Origin of the sequence: Leifsonia tongyongensis (assembly GCF_010686705.1) — a bacterium.
GTDB lineage: Bacteria > Actinomycetota > Actinomycetes > Actinomycetales > Microbacteriaceae > Diaminobutyricibacter > Diaminobutyricibacter tongyongensis.
Window position 1 is genome coordinate 166,656 of record NZ_JAAGWY010000004.1, and the last position, 14,363, is coordinate 181,018.

Sequence of the window (14,363 nt, forward strand, 5' to 3'; positions counted from 1 at the left end):
AATAGAGGAGGCCGGCATGGACATCGACCTCAGCGTCTTGCGTCTCATGGAACGCGAACGAGAGATCCCCTTCGACGAGCTGGTGCAGATCATCGAGCAGGCGATCCTGACCGCCTACCTGAAGCACACCAACCAGGCCGACCACCGTCACGGCCACACGGATCAGCCTCCCGCAGCGCGTGTCCACCTCGATCGCAAGACCGGTCACGTGTCCGTCTTCGTTCCCGAGCTCGACGATGAAGGAAACGTCATCGGCGAGGCGGAGGACAGCCCGAGCGACTTCGGGCGCATTGCGGCGTTCGCTGCGAAACAGGTCATCAACCAGCGTCTGCGCGACATCGCCGACGACGCTGTGCTCGGGGAGTTCCGTGGGCGCGAGGGTGACATCGTCGCCGGCGTGATCCAGCAGGGTCCGAACCCGCGCATGATCCACGTCGACCTGGGAAGTGTCGAAGCGATCCTTCCGCCGGAGGAGCAGGTTCCCGGCGAGGAGTACACGCACGGTTCGCGCATCCGCGTCTACGTCACCAGTGTCTCCAAGGGGCTCAAGGGCCCGTCGATCACGGTGTCGCGCACGCACCCGGCGCTCGTCCGCAAACTGTTCGCGCTCGAGGTCCCTGAGATCGCGAGCGGCGTCGTCGAGATCGTGTCGCTGGCCCGTGAGGCGGGTCATCGCACGAAGATCGCGGTGCGGGCGACCGAGCCCGGCGTCAACGCGAAAGGCGCCTGCATCGGAGAGCTCGGGCAGCGTGTGCGTGCCGTCACGGCCGAGCTGAACAACGAGAAGATCGACATCGTCGACTATTCGCCCGACCTGGCCACGTTCGTGTCGAGCGCCCTTTCACCGGCTAAGGTCACCAGCGCGTTCGTGATCGACGAGTCGCTGAAGGCCGTCCGTGCGCTCGTCCCCGACTATCAGCTGTCGCTGGCGATCGGCAAGGAGGGCCAGAACGCCCGCCTCGCCGCCAAGCTGACGGGCGCGAAGATCGATATCCAGCCGGACTCGATCCTCGACGACGAGTAACTCTGGATATCGGTCTTCGCGCAGGCGCATAAGCACGTATTCAGCCGTCTTTGCTGTCACCCTGCCGCCCGCGCCTGTTTTCACAATTCAGGATCTTCGGCGGCACGCCGGCGGGAGCCGGTCATCCGATCAGGGCTTTTTCCGCGCAGGCTTGCGCGTCCGTCACTTCTGTCACATGAACTCCTGAATTACGAACGGCGCCCCTCGCGCCGTAGCCCCTTCTGCCTGCGCCTGCGGTGTTCGCAATTCAGGGACTCCCCGGCGAATCCGCGCGAGTCAGTCGGGCACGACCCTCGACGAGTAGAGCGAGTGTGACCGGAACTGACGGGTTGGAGCGTGTGGGCAGGCTCAGTGCACGTAGGCGCCGAGTGCCTGCTGCACGGAGTTGTCGACGGCGCCCGTTCCACCGACCACGATGATCGCTGTCGGCTGCAACTTCGTCAGCGCGTCTGCGATGGCAGCGGGAATCGAGTGCGTGGTGACCAGCAGAACCGGGGCGTTGACATGTCCCGCAGCGCTGGCCGCCGCGAGGCCGTCTGCGAAGGACGTCCCGACTGCGACGTAGGCGACCGAAGCCCCTGGCGTGAACGTGTTCGCGACGGCGGCGCTCGTCCCGTACCTGTCCGTGCCCTCGATTCTGGTCACTCCGGCCGCGCCTCGGGTCGCGAAGCCTGCAAGCTGCTGCTCGACGGTGGTGCTCACGGCGCCCGTCCCGCCGAGGACGACGATGTTCGCCGGCTTCAAGCGACCCAGTTCGGTGGTGATCGACGCGGGAATCGCGTCATGCGTGACGAGGAGCACGGGACCGCCATTCTTGCTTCCAGCAGCCAGTGCACCCCCTGATAGTGCGTCGGGGAAATCCTCGCCGCTAGCGACGTAGGCGACGGGATTTGAGGGTGCAAAGGCCGACTTCGAGATCCGAGCGCTGGTGTCGTAGCGATCCGTCCCGGCGATCCGGGACACACTCGTCGCGCCGCCGCTGGCGTACTTGGCGAGTTGCGCCCTGACGCCGTCACTCACAGCACCCGTCCCGCCGAGCACGACGATGCTCGTCGGACGCAGGCGTGTCAGTTCGGCGGCGACGCTCGACGGGATGCCGGTGGGGGTTACCAGCAGCACCGGACCACCGCCTTTGCCTGCCGCGGCCGAGCCGGAGAGCGCATCCGCGAAGCCTGTGCCCGACGCGATGTAGGCGACCTGCACACCGGGACTGAACGTAGACGCCGAGAGGGCGGCGCTCGTCGCATAACGGTCGGCGCCGGCGACGCGTGATGCTGTCGGAAGGGTGAACGCGCGCAGGTGCCCACTCCCGTCGGCGTAGAACAGGGCTCCGTTGACGACGATGGGGCTCTGCCAGTGGAGTCCGACGGTGCCGGACGGGTCCGACCACAGGACCTGACCGGTCGTGGGATTCAGTGCGCGCGCACCGCCGTTGGTGAGGTAGAAGAGCACCCCGCCGGCGATGATCGGCGATGTGCCGGCGGATGTGCTGGTCCAGCCCTGCGCGAGCTGAGGCTTGCTGCCCGTGCCCAGCACCACCTTGAGCGCTGAGATACCGTTGCCGTTCGCGACGAACACCCAGGAGGTCTTGGTCGCCGGGTCCACCCATGCGGCAGGCTGGGTAAGGACGGTACCACCCTGGGGCACATTGATCGGCGACAGTTCGCCGCCTTGATGGCCGGGGCCGCCCTGTCCGCTCAGGTTCGACAGGTTGAGGAGTCGCAGTTTCGCGTCCTTGCCGCCCTGCACTCCGAGGTTCACGACGGTCGAGCCGGCCGGCGCGGTCACGATCTCGGGCGCTGTGCTCCCGAGGTCCCGATCGGACGAGTTGAGCTGGTCCTGGTTGAGGGGCGTGTAGCTGTCCACCGGGCCGCCGCCCGCACCGCTGCCGTCGGGGTTGAGGGCCAGCACCGAGTCACCCCAGTTGTGAACTCCGTCGAAGGTCCCGTTGCCCGTGGCGAAGTAGATCCGGTTGGTGGCGGCGTCGTAGTCGACGCTCGGCCGCGCCCACACCGCGGACTGGACCTGCGGGCAGTCGGTCGACGCCGTCGTGGTGAAGTGGATCGTCTTGTCGCTGCAGAGAGTGTTGAAGACCTTCTGGGCTCCGGTGGCGAGGTTGATCGTCGTCACGTGACCCTGGTAGTCGCCCCGGTCGCCCGGATAGCCGCCGTTCGCTGCGTACAGGTACGACGTGCCGTTGACGGTCGCGATCGTGAGCGCGGGGGAGCTCTTCTCGTCGAAGGGCTTCGTCGTGGTGAGCTCGGGCCAGGGTGCTGTCTTCACCTCGGAGCCGTCACCGATGCGATACTTGTGCACCCGCCCGTCGAGCCCGTACGAGTAGACGAACGTGGCCGCGGGGTCGATCGCAGGCGACGAGGTGGTGTAGCAGGGCGTGCTGCCATCGTTGTTGATGGTGCAACCGCCCGGCCCGTTCTGGTGCGACCAGATCGTCGAGCCGGTGGAAGCGTCGAGGGCGACGATCCAGCCGGACTTGGTCGTCACGAAAAGGAGGTCGCGCGTACCGCTCGGCGTCACGACCCCCGGCTGGTAGACCGGCGGTCCGTCGGACGTGCCGGGCAGCGACGCGCTGTACCTCAGGGTCAGGTTTCCGACCGTGGCTGCGCTGATCGCCGTCTCGGACGCGTTGACGCCGGAATGGGCGGGCCCGTTGCCGAACTGCGGCCAGGACGTGGCTGCGCCGGCGGCGGGAGAGGCGAGGCCGAGGGCCAGCACCACGGCTGCGGCGGTACCGGCGGCTATCACCCCGGTCCGGCGGCGTCTGCGCTTTGTCAGAACATGCTTCATCAGGACATGCTTCGTCAGGCCATGCGTCATCGGATCGATCCCTCCCGCATGAAGTGTGCCCCCTCGCATGGGTCGTTGACAATGCTCGCCCGCGTGGCGCCGAGGTAGCCTGAACGGTGGACGTGGCGCAGCTGTGCGCCGCAGCCGCCTCAGGAGGGGTAAGATGGTACCTGTAAGAACGTGCGTCGGTTGCCGTTCTCGCGCCTCCCGGTCCTCACTTCTGAGGGTTGTCGCTCGGGGTTCAGAACTCGTGGTGGACCATTCCGCCACTCTGCCCGGGCGTGGTGCGTGGCTGCATCCGACTGGTGAGTGCCTCGCGAAGGCCTTGCAGCGACGGGCCTTCGGGCGGGCGCTCAGGGTCGAGGGAGCGCTCGACACCGAGGCCATCCAGGCCGCACTACGAGAGAACAGGCTGAACGGCACAGTGAACTCAAATGAGTGACAACTAATGAGCGGCTCGAAATGAGACCCGTCCGTTACTAACGGTCTGCCCTGTCCGGGTCAGGCCCAGACAGGAGAATTGTGGCTGCAAAACCACGCGTACACGAGGTCGCTAGCGAACTCGGAGTCGACAGCAAGGTAGCCCTTGCAAAACTGAAAGAAATGGGCGAGTTCGTCAAGGGACCGTCCTCCAGCATCGAACCGCCGGTCGCGCGCAAGCTTCGCGCAGCCCTCCAGGCGGATGGCATCGCCGCGCCCGCAGCTGCGACCGCGACCGCGCCGACAGCACCCAAGGCCCGCCCGACCCAGGCGACGGTCGCGGCCCCCGCGCCCGCCGTGGCAGAGCCGGCAGCGGCTGCACCCGCAGCAGCGCCCGCAGCCCCCGTTCCGAGCGCACCGCTGTCGGTTGCGGAACGTCAGGCGCTCGCAGAAGAGAAGGCTGCGGCCGAGAAGGCCGCCGCTGACAAGGCCGCGTCGGCCGCAGCGACGCCCGCCGCGGAAGAGAAGCCCGCTGCAGGCGACACCGCAGCACCGGCGGCGCCGCGCCCCGCGGGTAGTATCCCTCGCCCGGGCGCACCGCGTCCCGGCAACAACCCCTTCGCCTCCAACCAGGGCATGGGCCAGCGTCCGGCGAACCCGCGACCGGGCAACAACCCGTTCGCAAGCTCGCAGGGCATGGGCCAGCGCCCGAGCCCCGGCAACATCCCGCGTCCGTCGGCGCCGCGTCCCGGTTCGCCGCGCCCCGGTGCACCCGCACAGGGTCAGCGCCCCGGCGGCGGTGGCTTCCAGCGCCCCGGCGGTGGAGCCCGAACCGGTGGCTTCCAGCGCCCGGGTGGTGCTGGTGCCGGTGCAGGCGGCGGCTTCCAGCGCCCCGGCGGCGCCGGAGCCGGAGCCCCCGGCGGCAGTGGATTCGGTGCACCCCGCCCCGCAGGCGGCGGTGGCCGTGGCCGTGGCCCCGGCGGTGGTACCGCTGGTGCGTTCGGTCGCGGTGGCGGCAAGAGCAAGGCTCGCAAGTCGAAGCGCACGAAGAGGCAGGAATTCGAGCTGCGCGAAGCTCCGTCGCTGGGCGGCGTGAGCGTACCCCGCGGCGACGGCAACACCATCGTCCGGCTCCGTCGTGGCGCCTCGATCTCCGACTTCGCCGACAAGATCGACGCGAGCCCGGGAAACCTGGTCACCGTGCTCTTCCACCTCGGTGAGATGGCGACGGCGACCGAGTCCCTCGACGAGGCCACCTTCGGCATCCTGGGCGAAGAGCTCGGCTACAAGGTGCAGATCGTGTCTCCGGAAGACGAGGACAAGGAGCTCCTCGAAGGCTTCGACATCGACCTCGACCAGGAGCTCGAGGACGAGACCGACGAAGACCTCGAGATCCGTCCGCCCGTCGTCACGGTCATGGGCCACGTCGACCACGGTAAGACGCGACTCCTCGACGCGATCCGCAACGCGAACGTCGTCGCGGGCGAGGCCGGCGGCATCACCCAGCACATCGGTGCCTACCAGGTGCGCACCGAGCACGACGGTCTCGACAGGGCGATCACCTTCATCGACACCCCGGGCCACGAGGCGTTCACCGCCATGCGTGCCCGTGGTGCGCAGGTCACCGACATCGCGATCCTGGTGGTCGCGGCCGACGACGGCATCATGCCGCAGACCATTGAGGCACTGAACCACGCCCAGGCGGCGAACGTGCCGATCGTGGTCGCGGTGAACAAGATCGACAAGCCCGACGCCAACCCGGCGAAGGTGCGCCAGCAGCTCACCGAGTTCGGACTGGTCGCCGAAGAGTACGGCGGCGACGTCATGTTCGTCGACGTGTCTGCGCGTAACGACATCGGCATCCAGGACCTGCTCGACGCCGTGCTCCTCACGGCCGACGCCGGGCTCGACCTGCGCGCGAACCCCAACAAGGACGCACGCGGTGTCGCGATCGAAGCGAAGCTCGACAAGGGCCGCGGTGCCGTCGCGACGGTGCTCATCCAGTCGGGAACGCTGCGGGTCGGAGACGCGATCGTCGCCGGAACGGCGTACGGACGCGTCCGTGCGATGGCAGATGAGAACGGCGATGTGGTCCTCGAGGCCACCCCGTCGCGTCCCGTCCAGGTGCAGGGCCTTTCGAGCGTGCCGCGAGCAGGCGACACCTTCCTCGTCACCGAGGAGGACCGCACCGCCCGTCAGATCGCCGAGAAGCGCGAAGCCGTCGAGCGCAACGCCCAGCTGGCCAAGGCCCGCAAGCGCATCAGCCTCGAGGACTTCACCCGTGCACTCGAAGAGGGCAAGGTCGAATCGCTCAACCTCATCATCAAGGGCGACGTGTCCGGTGCCGTCGAGGCGCTCGAGGACTCGCTCATGAAGATCGAGGTCGACGACTCGGTGCAGTTGCGCATCCTCCACCGTGGTGTGGGTGCGGTCACCGAATCCGACATCGACCTGGCGACCATCGACAACGCGATCGTGATCGGCTTCAACGTCCGCCCGGACGTCAAGGCCCGCGAACGCGCTGCCCGCGAGGGTGTGGATGTGCGCTTCTACTCGGTCATCTACAACGCGATCGAAGACATCGAGAACTCGCTCAAGGGCATGCTCAAGCCCGAGTTCGAAGAGGTCCAGTCGGGTGTGGCCGAGATCCGCGAGGTGTTCCGCTCCTCCAAGTTCGGGAACATCGCCGGTGTCATCGTGCGGTCCGGCACCATCACACGCAACGCGAAGGCGCGGGTCATCCGCGACGGCGTCGTCGTCGCTGATGGTCTCGCGATCGAGTCGCTGCGCCGGTTCAAGGACGACGTCACCGAGGTGCGTACCGACTTCGAAGCCGGTATCGGCCTCGGCAAGTTCAACGACATCCAGATCGGCGACGAGATCGAGACGATCGAGATGCGCGAGAAACCGCGCGTCTGATCGATCGGGCCGGAAGCGGGCAACCGCTTCCGGCCCATTCCCATTCACGGCCCTGCAGCGGATGCAGGTCACCGGCAGTGACTCCCTGAAGGGAAGAAAGAGGGGACAACGATGGCCGACCCGGCACGCGCGAGAAAGCTCGCCGACAGGATCAAAGTGATCATCGCCAAACGGCTGGAGCGCGGAGTCCGCGATCCCCGGATGGGTTTCGTCACGATCACCGACGTCAAGGTGACCGGTGACCTCCAGCACGCGAGTGTCTTCTACACGGTCTACGGCACCGACGAGGAACGCGCCGACACGGCAGCCGCACTCACCGCTGCGACGGGAATGCTCCGCAGCGAGGTGGGCAAGAACATCACGGCCCGCCTCACACCGTCGCTCGAGTTCATCCCGGACGCCGTCCCCGAGAACGCGGCTCACATCGAGGACTTGCTCCGCGAGGCGCGCCAGCGCGACACTGAGGTGGCGGGCCTAGCGGCCGGAGCCACCTATGCCGGGGAGGAGGATCCCTACGTGAAGCCACGTGAGTTGGACACTGCGGGCGAGGACGACGATTTCGGCAGCGACTTCTACGCCGACGACGACGATGCCGCCGAAGAAGAGGTCGAGGAAGAGGCCTCCGAAAAGTCGTAGCCGAATCCGCAGGTCGACGGTAGCCTTCGACCATGTATGCGGTCTCGTTCTATGACAGCGACCCCGACCCGGATCCGAAGACGTTCGAACGCCTGGTCGAGACGTATCCACGCCATCGCGCCTACCTCGAGGAGTTCGCAAAGGGCGGCGAAGTGCTGATGATCGGTACGTTCGGCGACCCGGCCACCGAGGGTTCGATGGCGGTCTTCACGTCCCGCGAGGCTGCGGAGCGTTTCCGTGAGAACGACCCCTTCGTCACCGAAGGCCTGGTCTGGCGTTCGCGCATCCTCGACTGGAATCCGCTCGTGTTCGAGGGCGGGACCCTGCTCGAAGGTTAGGGCCCTGCTCGAAGGTTAGGGCCCTCGAGGGCTAAGGGAGGACGAGCCCGTCGGGGTTCTCCACCGCGAGACCGTCGGCGACCAGACCGGCGATCGCGCGCTCGCGCTGTGCACTATCGGGCCACAACGTCTCGAGTTCCGCGCGCGTCACCGGGATGTGCGATGCCCTGAGCTCCGCCATCACGAGGCCGCGGACCTGCCGGTCGGAGCCTTCGTACTTCTTCTGCACGGCCTTCCGCGGACCGTCGTAGGCAGGATAGCCCGCCAGGCGCCACGCGCAGGCTTCGCTCAGCGGGCATCCGTCGCACCGTGGCGCGCGCGCCACGCAGACGATCGCGCCGAGTTCCATCATTCCTGCGTTGAACGCCACCGAGGCCGCGCGGTCGCCGGGCAGCAGCGACTCCATCGCCGGCAGGTCGCGTCTGGCGTTCGGCGGGCCGGGGTCGGCGTTGCCGTCGACCACCCGGGCGATGACGCGGCGGATGTTCGTGTCCACGACCGGATGCCGGCCCCCGTACGCGAAGACGGCGACCGCGCGCGCGGTGTAGTCGCCGATCCCCGGGAGGGTGAGGAGCGCATCCACGTCGTCGGGTACGACGCCGCCGAACTCCTCCGTGATGGCGACCGCGCAAGCGTGCAGCCAGAGCGCACGCCGCGGATAGCCCAGGGACTTCCAGGCGCGCACCGCCTCGCCGGGCGGAACGGTGGCGAGATCGGCGGGCGTCGGCCAGCGGGTCAGCCAGTCCTCGAGGTGAGGGATCACGCGCGAAACGGGGGTCTGCTGCAACATGAACTCGCTGACCAGGGTGCCCCAGGCGGTGAACCCGTCGCGGCGCCACGGGAGGTCGCGCCGGTTGGCGTGGAACCAGTCGATGACGATCGCGGCGAGCGGCAGCGGCGGCGCGGAGGCTGCTGCGATTTCGGACACCATCCCAGCGTAAGCGGCCTCAGCGGCTTAGGCTCGACTCATGCAGCTGCCGCCCACACCGCGCATCGAATTCCTGAGGGAACTGGTGGGAGAGATCGCCCACAACTACGGCCACGGACGGGTGATCGTCGCGATCGACGGCATCGACGGGGCCGGCAAGACGTCGTTCGGCGACGACCTCGCCGCCGTGTTCCGCGAGGCCGGTCATGACGCCTTCCGTGCATCCATGGAGGACTTCCACCGTTCGCGTGCCGAGCGGTACCGGGACGGCCGCGAATCGCCGGAGTCGTTCTACCGCGATTCGTTCGACTACGGGACGTTTCGCCGGGTGCTCATCGACCCGTTCCGGATGGCGGGCAGCACCGGCTTCCAGACCGCGGCGTGGGATGTGAGACGGGATGCGCCCACCCTGTCCCGCTGGATCACCGGCCAGCCCGACGGCGTGCTCATCGTCGACGGGGTCTTCCTGAGCCGGCCCGAACTGCGCGGGATCTGGAACTATTCGATCCTGCTCGAGGTCCCGTGGGATGTCGCCTATGCGCGCCTGGCCGAACGCGATGCCCGCGACCCGAACCCGGATGCGTTCGCGAACGCACGATATCGGGAGGGTCAGGAACTCTACTTCGCGGAGGCGAACCCGCGGCAGTATGCCAGCGCGCTCGTCGACAATGCCGACCCCGCGCATCCGAAACGGATCTTCGCCGACAGCTGCTGAGCCGGCTACAGCAGCGGCGCGATCGTCGTGATCACCTCGGCCGGTGTCACGAACTCGCCGGTGTGTTCGACGCGGTGAACGAGGCCGACGAGGGCTGCGTTGATCGGTGCGTGGATGCCGAGACGAGCGGCCTGGTCGACCACGGCGCCGTTGAGGTAGTCGATCTCGGTGGGCTGGCCGCGCCGGATGCTCTGCAGCGTCGATCCCGGGTTCGGAGTGCGCCCCATCCGCCGCTTCATCAGCAGAGGTACGACCTGTGCGACCGCCAGCGGACTGCGCGCGACGAACCGCAGGATGGGGTCGGTGAGACCCTGCAGGCTCCCGAAGTGCACGCCGGCGGAGATGGCGACGCGGACGGCTTCGCGCAGGCTGGCCGTGACGATGAGGCGCAGGTGCCGGTCGGCGAGGGTCTCCTGCGCGCTCAGGCCGGTGATCGCCGGCATCGCGTTGATCTGGTTGACCATGAGCTTCGTCCACTGACAGCCGGTGAAGTTGTCGGTCGCCTGGCACGGCATGACGGCGCCGAGCACGCGGGCGACGAGCAGCGTCGCAGCGGTGGGCGGTCCGTCGCCGGAGCCGAGATAGGTGGTCGACGGGGTCGTCACGCTGACGGAGCCCGGGGACAGGTAGCTCGCAGCCCAGAGCGCAAGGGCCCCGACGCAGTCGGAGTCGGGAAGGAGGGCGGATGCCTCGTCGAGCCCGGTGAGCCCGTTCTGCACGATGACGACCGGAATGCCTGCGAGCAGCGCGGTGTGCTCGCGAATGGCTGCCGCCGCATCCTGCGCTTTCGTCGTGACGAAGGCGAGCTCCGGCGCCCGCTGGAGGGTTTCGGCCGCTGCGACGTGCGCGGTATGGGTGCCCCAGCCTCCCGATAGTTTCAGCCCGGTAGACCGGATGGCGGCGAGGTGTTCACCTCGCGCGGTCACTTCGACGTCGTGGCCCGAACGGTCGAGGAGGGCGGCGATCGTTCCGCCGATCGCTCCCGCTCCGATCACTCCGATTCGCATCGTCCCAGCGTAGCGGCGGCGGTGTTCCGGGGGGCTCGCCTTCAGGTGCGCGGCGCTCTGGCGCCCGGCGCTCAGGCGGTGCGGGCAGGCTCCGGGACGGCATCCGGGATGGCCGGGGCCGCGACCGGCTCGCGGCGGCGGATGCCCGACGGAAGTGCGAGGGAGATGAGGGCTGCGAGGCCGAGGACGCCGGCCCCGACGAGGACGGCCGGGATGGCGGCGTGAACGTAACCGGTCGGGGTGAGCGTGCCGCCGGCACCGGTGAACACGGCTGTCAGGACGGCGACGCCGAGGGCGACACCGATCTCGCGCAGCGTCGAGTTGGTGCCCGACGCCTTGGCGTGATCGTCCGGCACCATGTTCGCGAGGACCGCGGTCGAACTGGGCGCGAAGACCAAGCCCATGCCGATACCGGCCACGGCGAAGGCCGGCCACATCTCGCTGTACGGCTCGGTCGCCGACAGGGTGAGCGCGATCCACAGCATGGCGGCCGTCAGGAACACCAGGCCGATGAAGATCGGAAGACGCGTGCCGGTGCGTGGCGAGAGCAGTCCGGTGAGCGGCGCGACCACCATCGGCGCGAGCGTCCACGGCATCGTCATCACGCCGGCCTCGAGCGGGGTGTGGCCCTGCACCACCTGCAGGAACTGGATGAGGATGAAGATCGACCCGAAGATGCCGAAGCTGAAGGTGATGCCGACGAGGTTCGCGACGGTGAAGCTGCGGTCGCGGAACAGCCGGAGGGGGAGGAGAGGCGACGGTGTGCGCGACTCCCAGATCACGAACGCGACGAGCAGCACCCCGCCGGCTACGAGCGATCCGACGACCTCGAAGCTGTCCCAGCCGACGGGGTTGCCCCGGACGATCCCGTAGACGAGCCCGAGCAGTCCGAGACCTGCGAGGAGGAGCCCTACGACGTCGGCGCGAACGCGCTCGCCGAAGCTGTTGGGCAGCGCCAGCAGGATGAGCGGAATGGATACGATGCCGAGCGGCACGTTCAGCCAGAAGATGGCCTGCCAGTTCCAGCCCTGGACGACGGCTCCTCCGATGAGCGGGCCGAGGGCGACTCCGAGGCCGGCGATGCCTCCCCAGATGCCGATGGCGGCGGGACGCAGGCGTTCGCTCACGGTGCCCGCGAGCAGGGTGAGCGACAGCGGCATGAGCGCTGCGGCTCCGACGCCTTGGACGGCGCGTGCCGCGATCAGCATCCACGGCTCGGTCGCGAGGGCGCTGAGCGCGGAGGCGACGGTGAAGACGCCGACGCCCGCGAGGAAGATGCGACGTCTGCCGAACCGGTCGCCGAGGGCCACGGCCATGAGCATCATCGTCGCGAAGGTGAGCGTGTAGGCGTTCACGACCCATTGCAGGTCTTCGATGGACGCCGTCAGGTCCCTGGCGATGACTGGGAGGGCGCTGGTGACCACGAGGTTGTCGAGTGTCGCCATGAACATCGGGAGGGATGCTGCGATGATGGCGAGCCAGAGGGGCACGCGCCGTGCGGGTGAACTCATCGACCGGCTCCGTTCAGGAGAGAGGATTGTGGTTATTGGATGATTACTAAGCCACAGAGTAGTAATCGACTGATAACCTGTCAAGCGTGAAAGACAAATCGGCCGAGCGGATTCCTGCAGGTGAACGACGCGAGTCGATCCTCGCGGCGGCGAGCCTCGTCTTCGGCGAGCGCGGGTACTTCGGCGCGACCACCGACCAGATCGCCCGCGCAGCAGGCATCAGCCAGCCGTACGTCGTGCGCATGTTCGGCAGCAAGGAGAACCTCTTCCTCGAAGTCCTCGACCGCGCGGTCGGCAAGCTCATCGAGGCGTTCCGCTCCGTGCTCGCCGAGAGCCGGGACACCGACGAACCGGACGACGACCTGCACGTGCGCATCGGCTTCGCCTACGTCAACCTCATCGAGGACCGCGGGATCCTGCTCTCCCTGATGCAGGCCTTCAGCATGGGCGGCGATCCCGTCGTCGGCCGCAAAGCGCGCGAAGGCTTCCTCACGATCTACCGGCTGCTGCGCGACGAAGCCGGCTTCGACGCTGAGCGCATCCGCGACTTCCTCGCCCACGGCATGCTGCTCAACACCGTGCTGGGGCTGCGGATGCCCGACGAGTACCTGACCGACGACGCCGCGCGCGAACTGCTCCAGTCGACGTTCGGCACGAAACTGCAGATGGTCCTCGACCTGGCCGCTCTCGAAGCGGCAGGCGAGTCACGAGCGGTCGGGGCCGAAGCGTGAGCCTCACCGAAGGAGTGCTCGCCGGGACGCCCGCGCCGAGCGGCATCCTGCTCGTCGACAAGCCGGAAGGCTGGACCAGCCACGACGTGGTCGCGCGCACCAGGCGCCTGGCGGCGACGCGCAAGGTCGGGCATGCCGGAACGCTCGATCCGATGGCGACGGGTCTGCTCATCCTGGGCATCCAGAGCTCGACGCGCCTGCTCACCTACATCGTGGGCACGGACAAGGAGTACCTCGCGACGATCCGGCTCGGCGCTTCGACCACGACCGACGACGCGGAGGGCGAGATCCTCTCGGAGGCGGCCGCCGCCGCGCTCGACGCGGTGCAGCCGGATGCCGTGCTCGCAGCGATCGCCGACCTCACGGGCGAGATCGAACAGGTCCCCAGTTCGGTGAGTGCGATCAAAGTCGACGGCAAGCGGGCCTACGCGCGCGTGCGCGCCGGCGAGGAGGTCGTGCTCCCGGCACGGCCCGTGACCGTGTCGACCTTCGAACTCCTCGGCTCCGAACGCGTCGTCGACGGCCTCCTGGCCGGCATCGACCTCGACGTCCGGGTCGTGTGCTCGTCGGGGACGTACATCCGTTCACTCGCCCGCGACCTGGGCGCCGCTCTCGGCGTCGGAGGTCACCTGACCCGGCTGCGGCGGACGCGGGTGGGGCCCTTCGACGTGGCGGATGCGCGCCCGCTGGAGGACATGGACGTCGTGGCGCGCATCATCCCGCCCGCCGATGCGGCCGCGCGCCTCTTCGAACGGTTCGACCTGACCGAGCAGCAGGCGCTGGACCTCGGCCACGGCAAGCGCATCCACGTACCCGACCGTGAGGGCGGGGGTGAGCCCGTCGCGGCCATCGCTCCGACCGGCCATCTCGTCGGCCTGATCGAGTTCCACGGCAAGGAGGCCAGGACCCTGGTCAACTTCCCGGCCGACGAGATCGCCGAGGGCGCCGGGGCATGATCGAATGGTTCACGGCGGTCCAGGTGGCCGTCGCGTGCATCGCCGGTGTGCTCTGCATCGTGCTCGGGCTCGCCGGGCGGGTGCCTTCCGACCTGACGATGGGCGCCGTCGCGCTCGTGGAACTCCTCCTCGTCGCCCAGCTCGTCGTGACGATCATCGCCCCAGTCGTCGGGAACGAGCCGACCGGGAGCCTCGCCGAGTTCTACATCTACCTGATCTCAGCCCTCATCCTGCCCCTCGCCGGGGGGTTCTGGGCGCTCGTCGAACGCAACAGGTGGAGCACCGTCATCCTCGGTGCCGTGTGCCTCGCGATCGCGGTCATGGTGTACCGGATGGGGCAGATCTGGTTCGTGCAGGGCACCTAGCGGCACGC

At 68.2% G+C, this 14,363-nt stretch carries 13 protein-coding genes; 9 read left to right on the forward strand and 4 right to left on the reverse strand.

The window, feature by feature from the left end; all coding sequences use genetic code 11:
• The first annotated feature begins 16 nt into the window (after window positions 1-16).
• Window positions 17-1,024, forward strand: coding sequence for a transcription termination factor NusA (nusA, locus tag G3T36_RS16330; RefSeq protein ID WP_163290885.1), 1,008 nt, complete (start codon window positions 17-19; stop codon window positions 1,022-1,024).
• 348 nt (window positions 1,025-1,372) lie between these two features.
• Here nusA and G3T36_RS16335 read toward each other — a convergent pair whose 3' ends face one another.
• Complete coding sequence (locus G3T36_RS16335) at window positions 1,373-3,829, reverse strand: cell wall-binding repeat-containing protein (RefSeq protein WP_163290886.1); 2,457 nt, start codon at window positions 3,827-3,829, stop codon at window positions 1,373-1,375.
• A 163-nt stretch (window positions 3,830-3,992) separates the two neighbouring features.
• On the opposite strand from G3T36_RS16335, the gene G3T36_RS16340 reads away from it, so the two are divergent.
• The 4 genes from G3T36_RS16340 to G3T36_RS16355 all read left to right on the forward strand — a co-directional run bounded on the left by G3T36_RS16340 (window position 3,993) and on the right by G3T36_RS16355 (window position 8,142).
• A complete protein-coding gene (locus G3T36_RS16340; RefSeq protein ID WP_163290887.1) occupies window positions 3,993-4,271 on the forward strand; it encodes a YlxR family protein in 279 nt (92 codons plus the stop codon).
• Between the two features lie 80 nt (window positions 4,272-4,351).
• Window positions 4,352-7,168, forward strand: a complete 2,817-nt coding sequence (infB, locus tag G3T36_RS16345; RefSeq protein WP_163290888.1) for a translation initiation factor IF-2 — start codon at window positions 4,352-4,354, stop codon at window positions 7,166-7,168.
• A 111-nt stretch (window positions 7,169-7,279) separates the two neighbouring features.
• Window positions 7,280-7,804 carry a 30S ribosome-binding factor RbfA gene (gene rbfA, locus G3T36_RS16350; RefSeq protein WP_163290889.1) on the forward strand — a complete coding sequence of 175 codons (525 nt, stop codon included), beginning with the start codon at window positions 7,280-7,282 and terminating at the stop codon, window positions 7,802-7,804.
• 32 nt (window positions 7,805-7,836) lie between these two features.
• Window positions 7,837-8,142, forward strand: a complete 306-nt coding sequence (locus G3T36_RS16355) for a YciI family protein (protein ID WP_163290890.1) — start codon at window positions 7,837-7,839, stop codon at window positions 8,140-8,142.
• A 31-nt stretch (window positions 8,143-8,173) separates the two neighbouring features.
• On the opposite strand, the gene G3T36_RS16360 is transcribed toward G3T36_RS16355, so the two are convergent.
• On the reverse strand, window positions 8,174-9,073 hold the full coding sequence (locus G3T36_RS16360) for an HhH-GPD family protein (RefSeq protein WP_163290891.1): 900 nt from the start codon (window positions 9,071-9,073) through the stop codon (window positions 8,174-8,176).
• Between the two features lie 37 nt (window positions 9,074-9,110).
• Here G3T36_RS16360 and G3T36_RS16365 point away from each other — a divergent pair, with 37 nt between their 5' ends.
• Entirely contained in the window at window positions 9,111-9,785 is a 675-nt protein-coding gene (locus G3T36_RS16365; RefSeq protein WP_163290892.1) for a nucleoside/nucleotide kinase family protein, read from the forward strand.
• Window positions 9,786-9,790: 5 nt separating this feature from the next.
• On the opposite strand, the gene G3T36_RS16370 is transcribed toward G3T36_RS16365, so the two are convergent.
• Window positions 9,791-10,792 (reverse strand): ketopantoate reductase family protein, encoded by a 1,002-nt coding sequence (locus G3T36_RS16370; RefSeq protein ID WP_163290893.1) that lies wholly within the window; start codon window positions 10,790-10,792, stop codon window positions 9,791-9,793.
• Between the two features lie 71 nt (window positions 10,793-10,863).
• The gene (locus G3T36_RS16375) at window positions 10,864-12,303 is read right to left on the reverse strand and encodes an MFS transporter (protein ID WP_163290894.1); all 1,440 of its coding nucleotides are present in this window, start codon (window positions 12,301-12,303) and stop codon (window positions 10,864-10,866) included.
• An 86-nt stretch (window positions 12,304-12,389) separates the two neighbouring features.
• On the opposite strand from G3T36_RS16375, the gene G3T36_RS16380 reads away from it, so the two are divergent.
• From G3T36_RS16380 to G3T36_RS16390, 3 genes are read left to right on the forward strand one after another with little or no spacing between them, the layout of a single operon-like run.
• A complete protein-coding gene (locus G3T36_RS16380) occupies window positions 12,390-13,034 on the forward strand; it encodes a TetR family transcriptional regulator (RefSeq protein ID WP_163290895.1) in 645 nt (214 codons plus the stop codon).
• The gene (gene truB, locus G3T36_RS16385; protein WP_338031615.1) at window positions 13,031-13,990 is read left to right on the forward strand and encodes a tRNA pseudouridine(55) synthase TruB; all 960 of its coding nucleotides are present in this window, start codon (window positions 13,031-13,033) and stop codon (window positions 13,988-13,990) included. Before G3T36_RS16380 ends, truB begins: the two co-directional genes overlap by 4 nt.
• Entirely contained in the window at window positions 13,987-14,355 is a 369-nt protein-coding gene (locus G3T36_RS16390) for a hypothetical protein (protein WP_163290896.1), read from the forward strand. The genes truB and G3T36_RS16390 overlap by 4 nt, the downstream gene beginning before the upstream one ends.
• The last annotated feature ends 8 nt before the right edge of the window (window positions 14,356-14,363 follow it).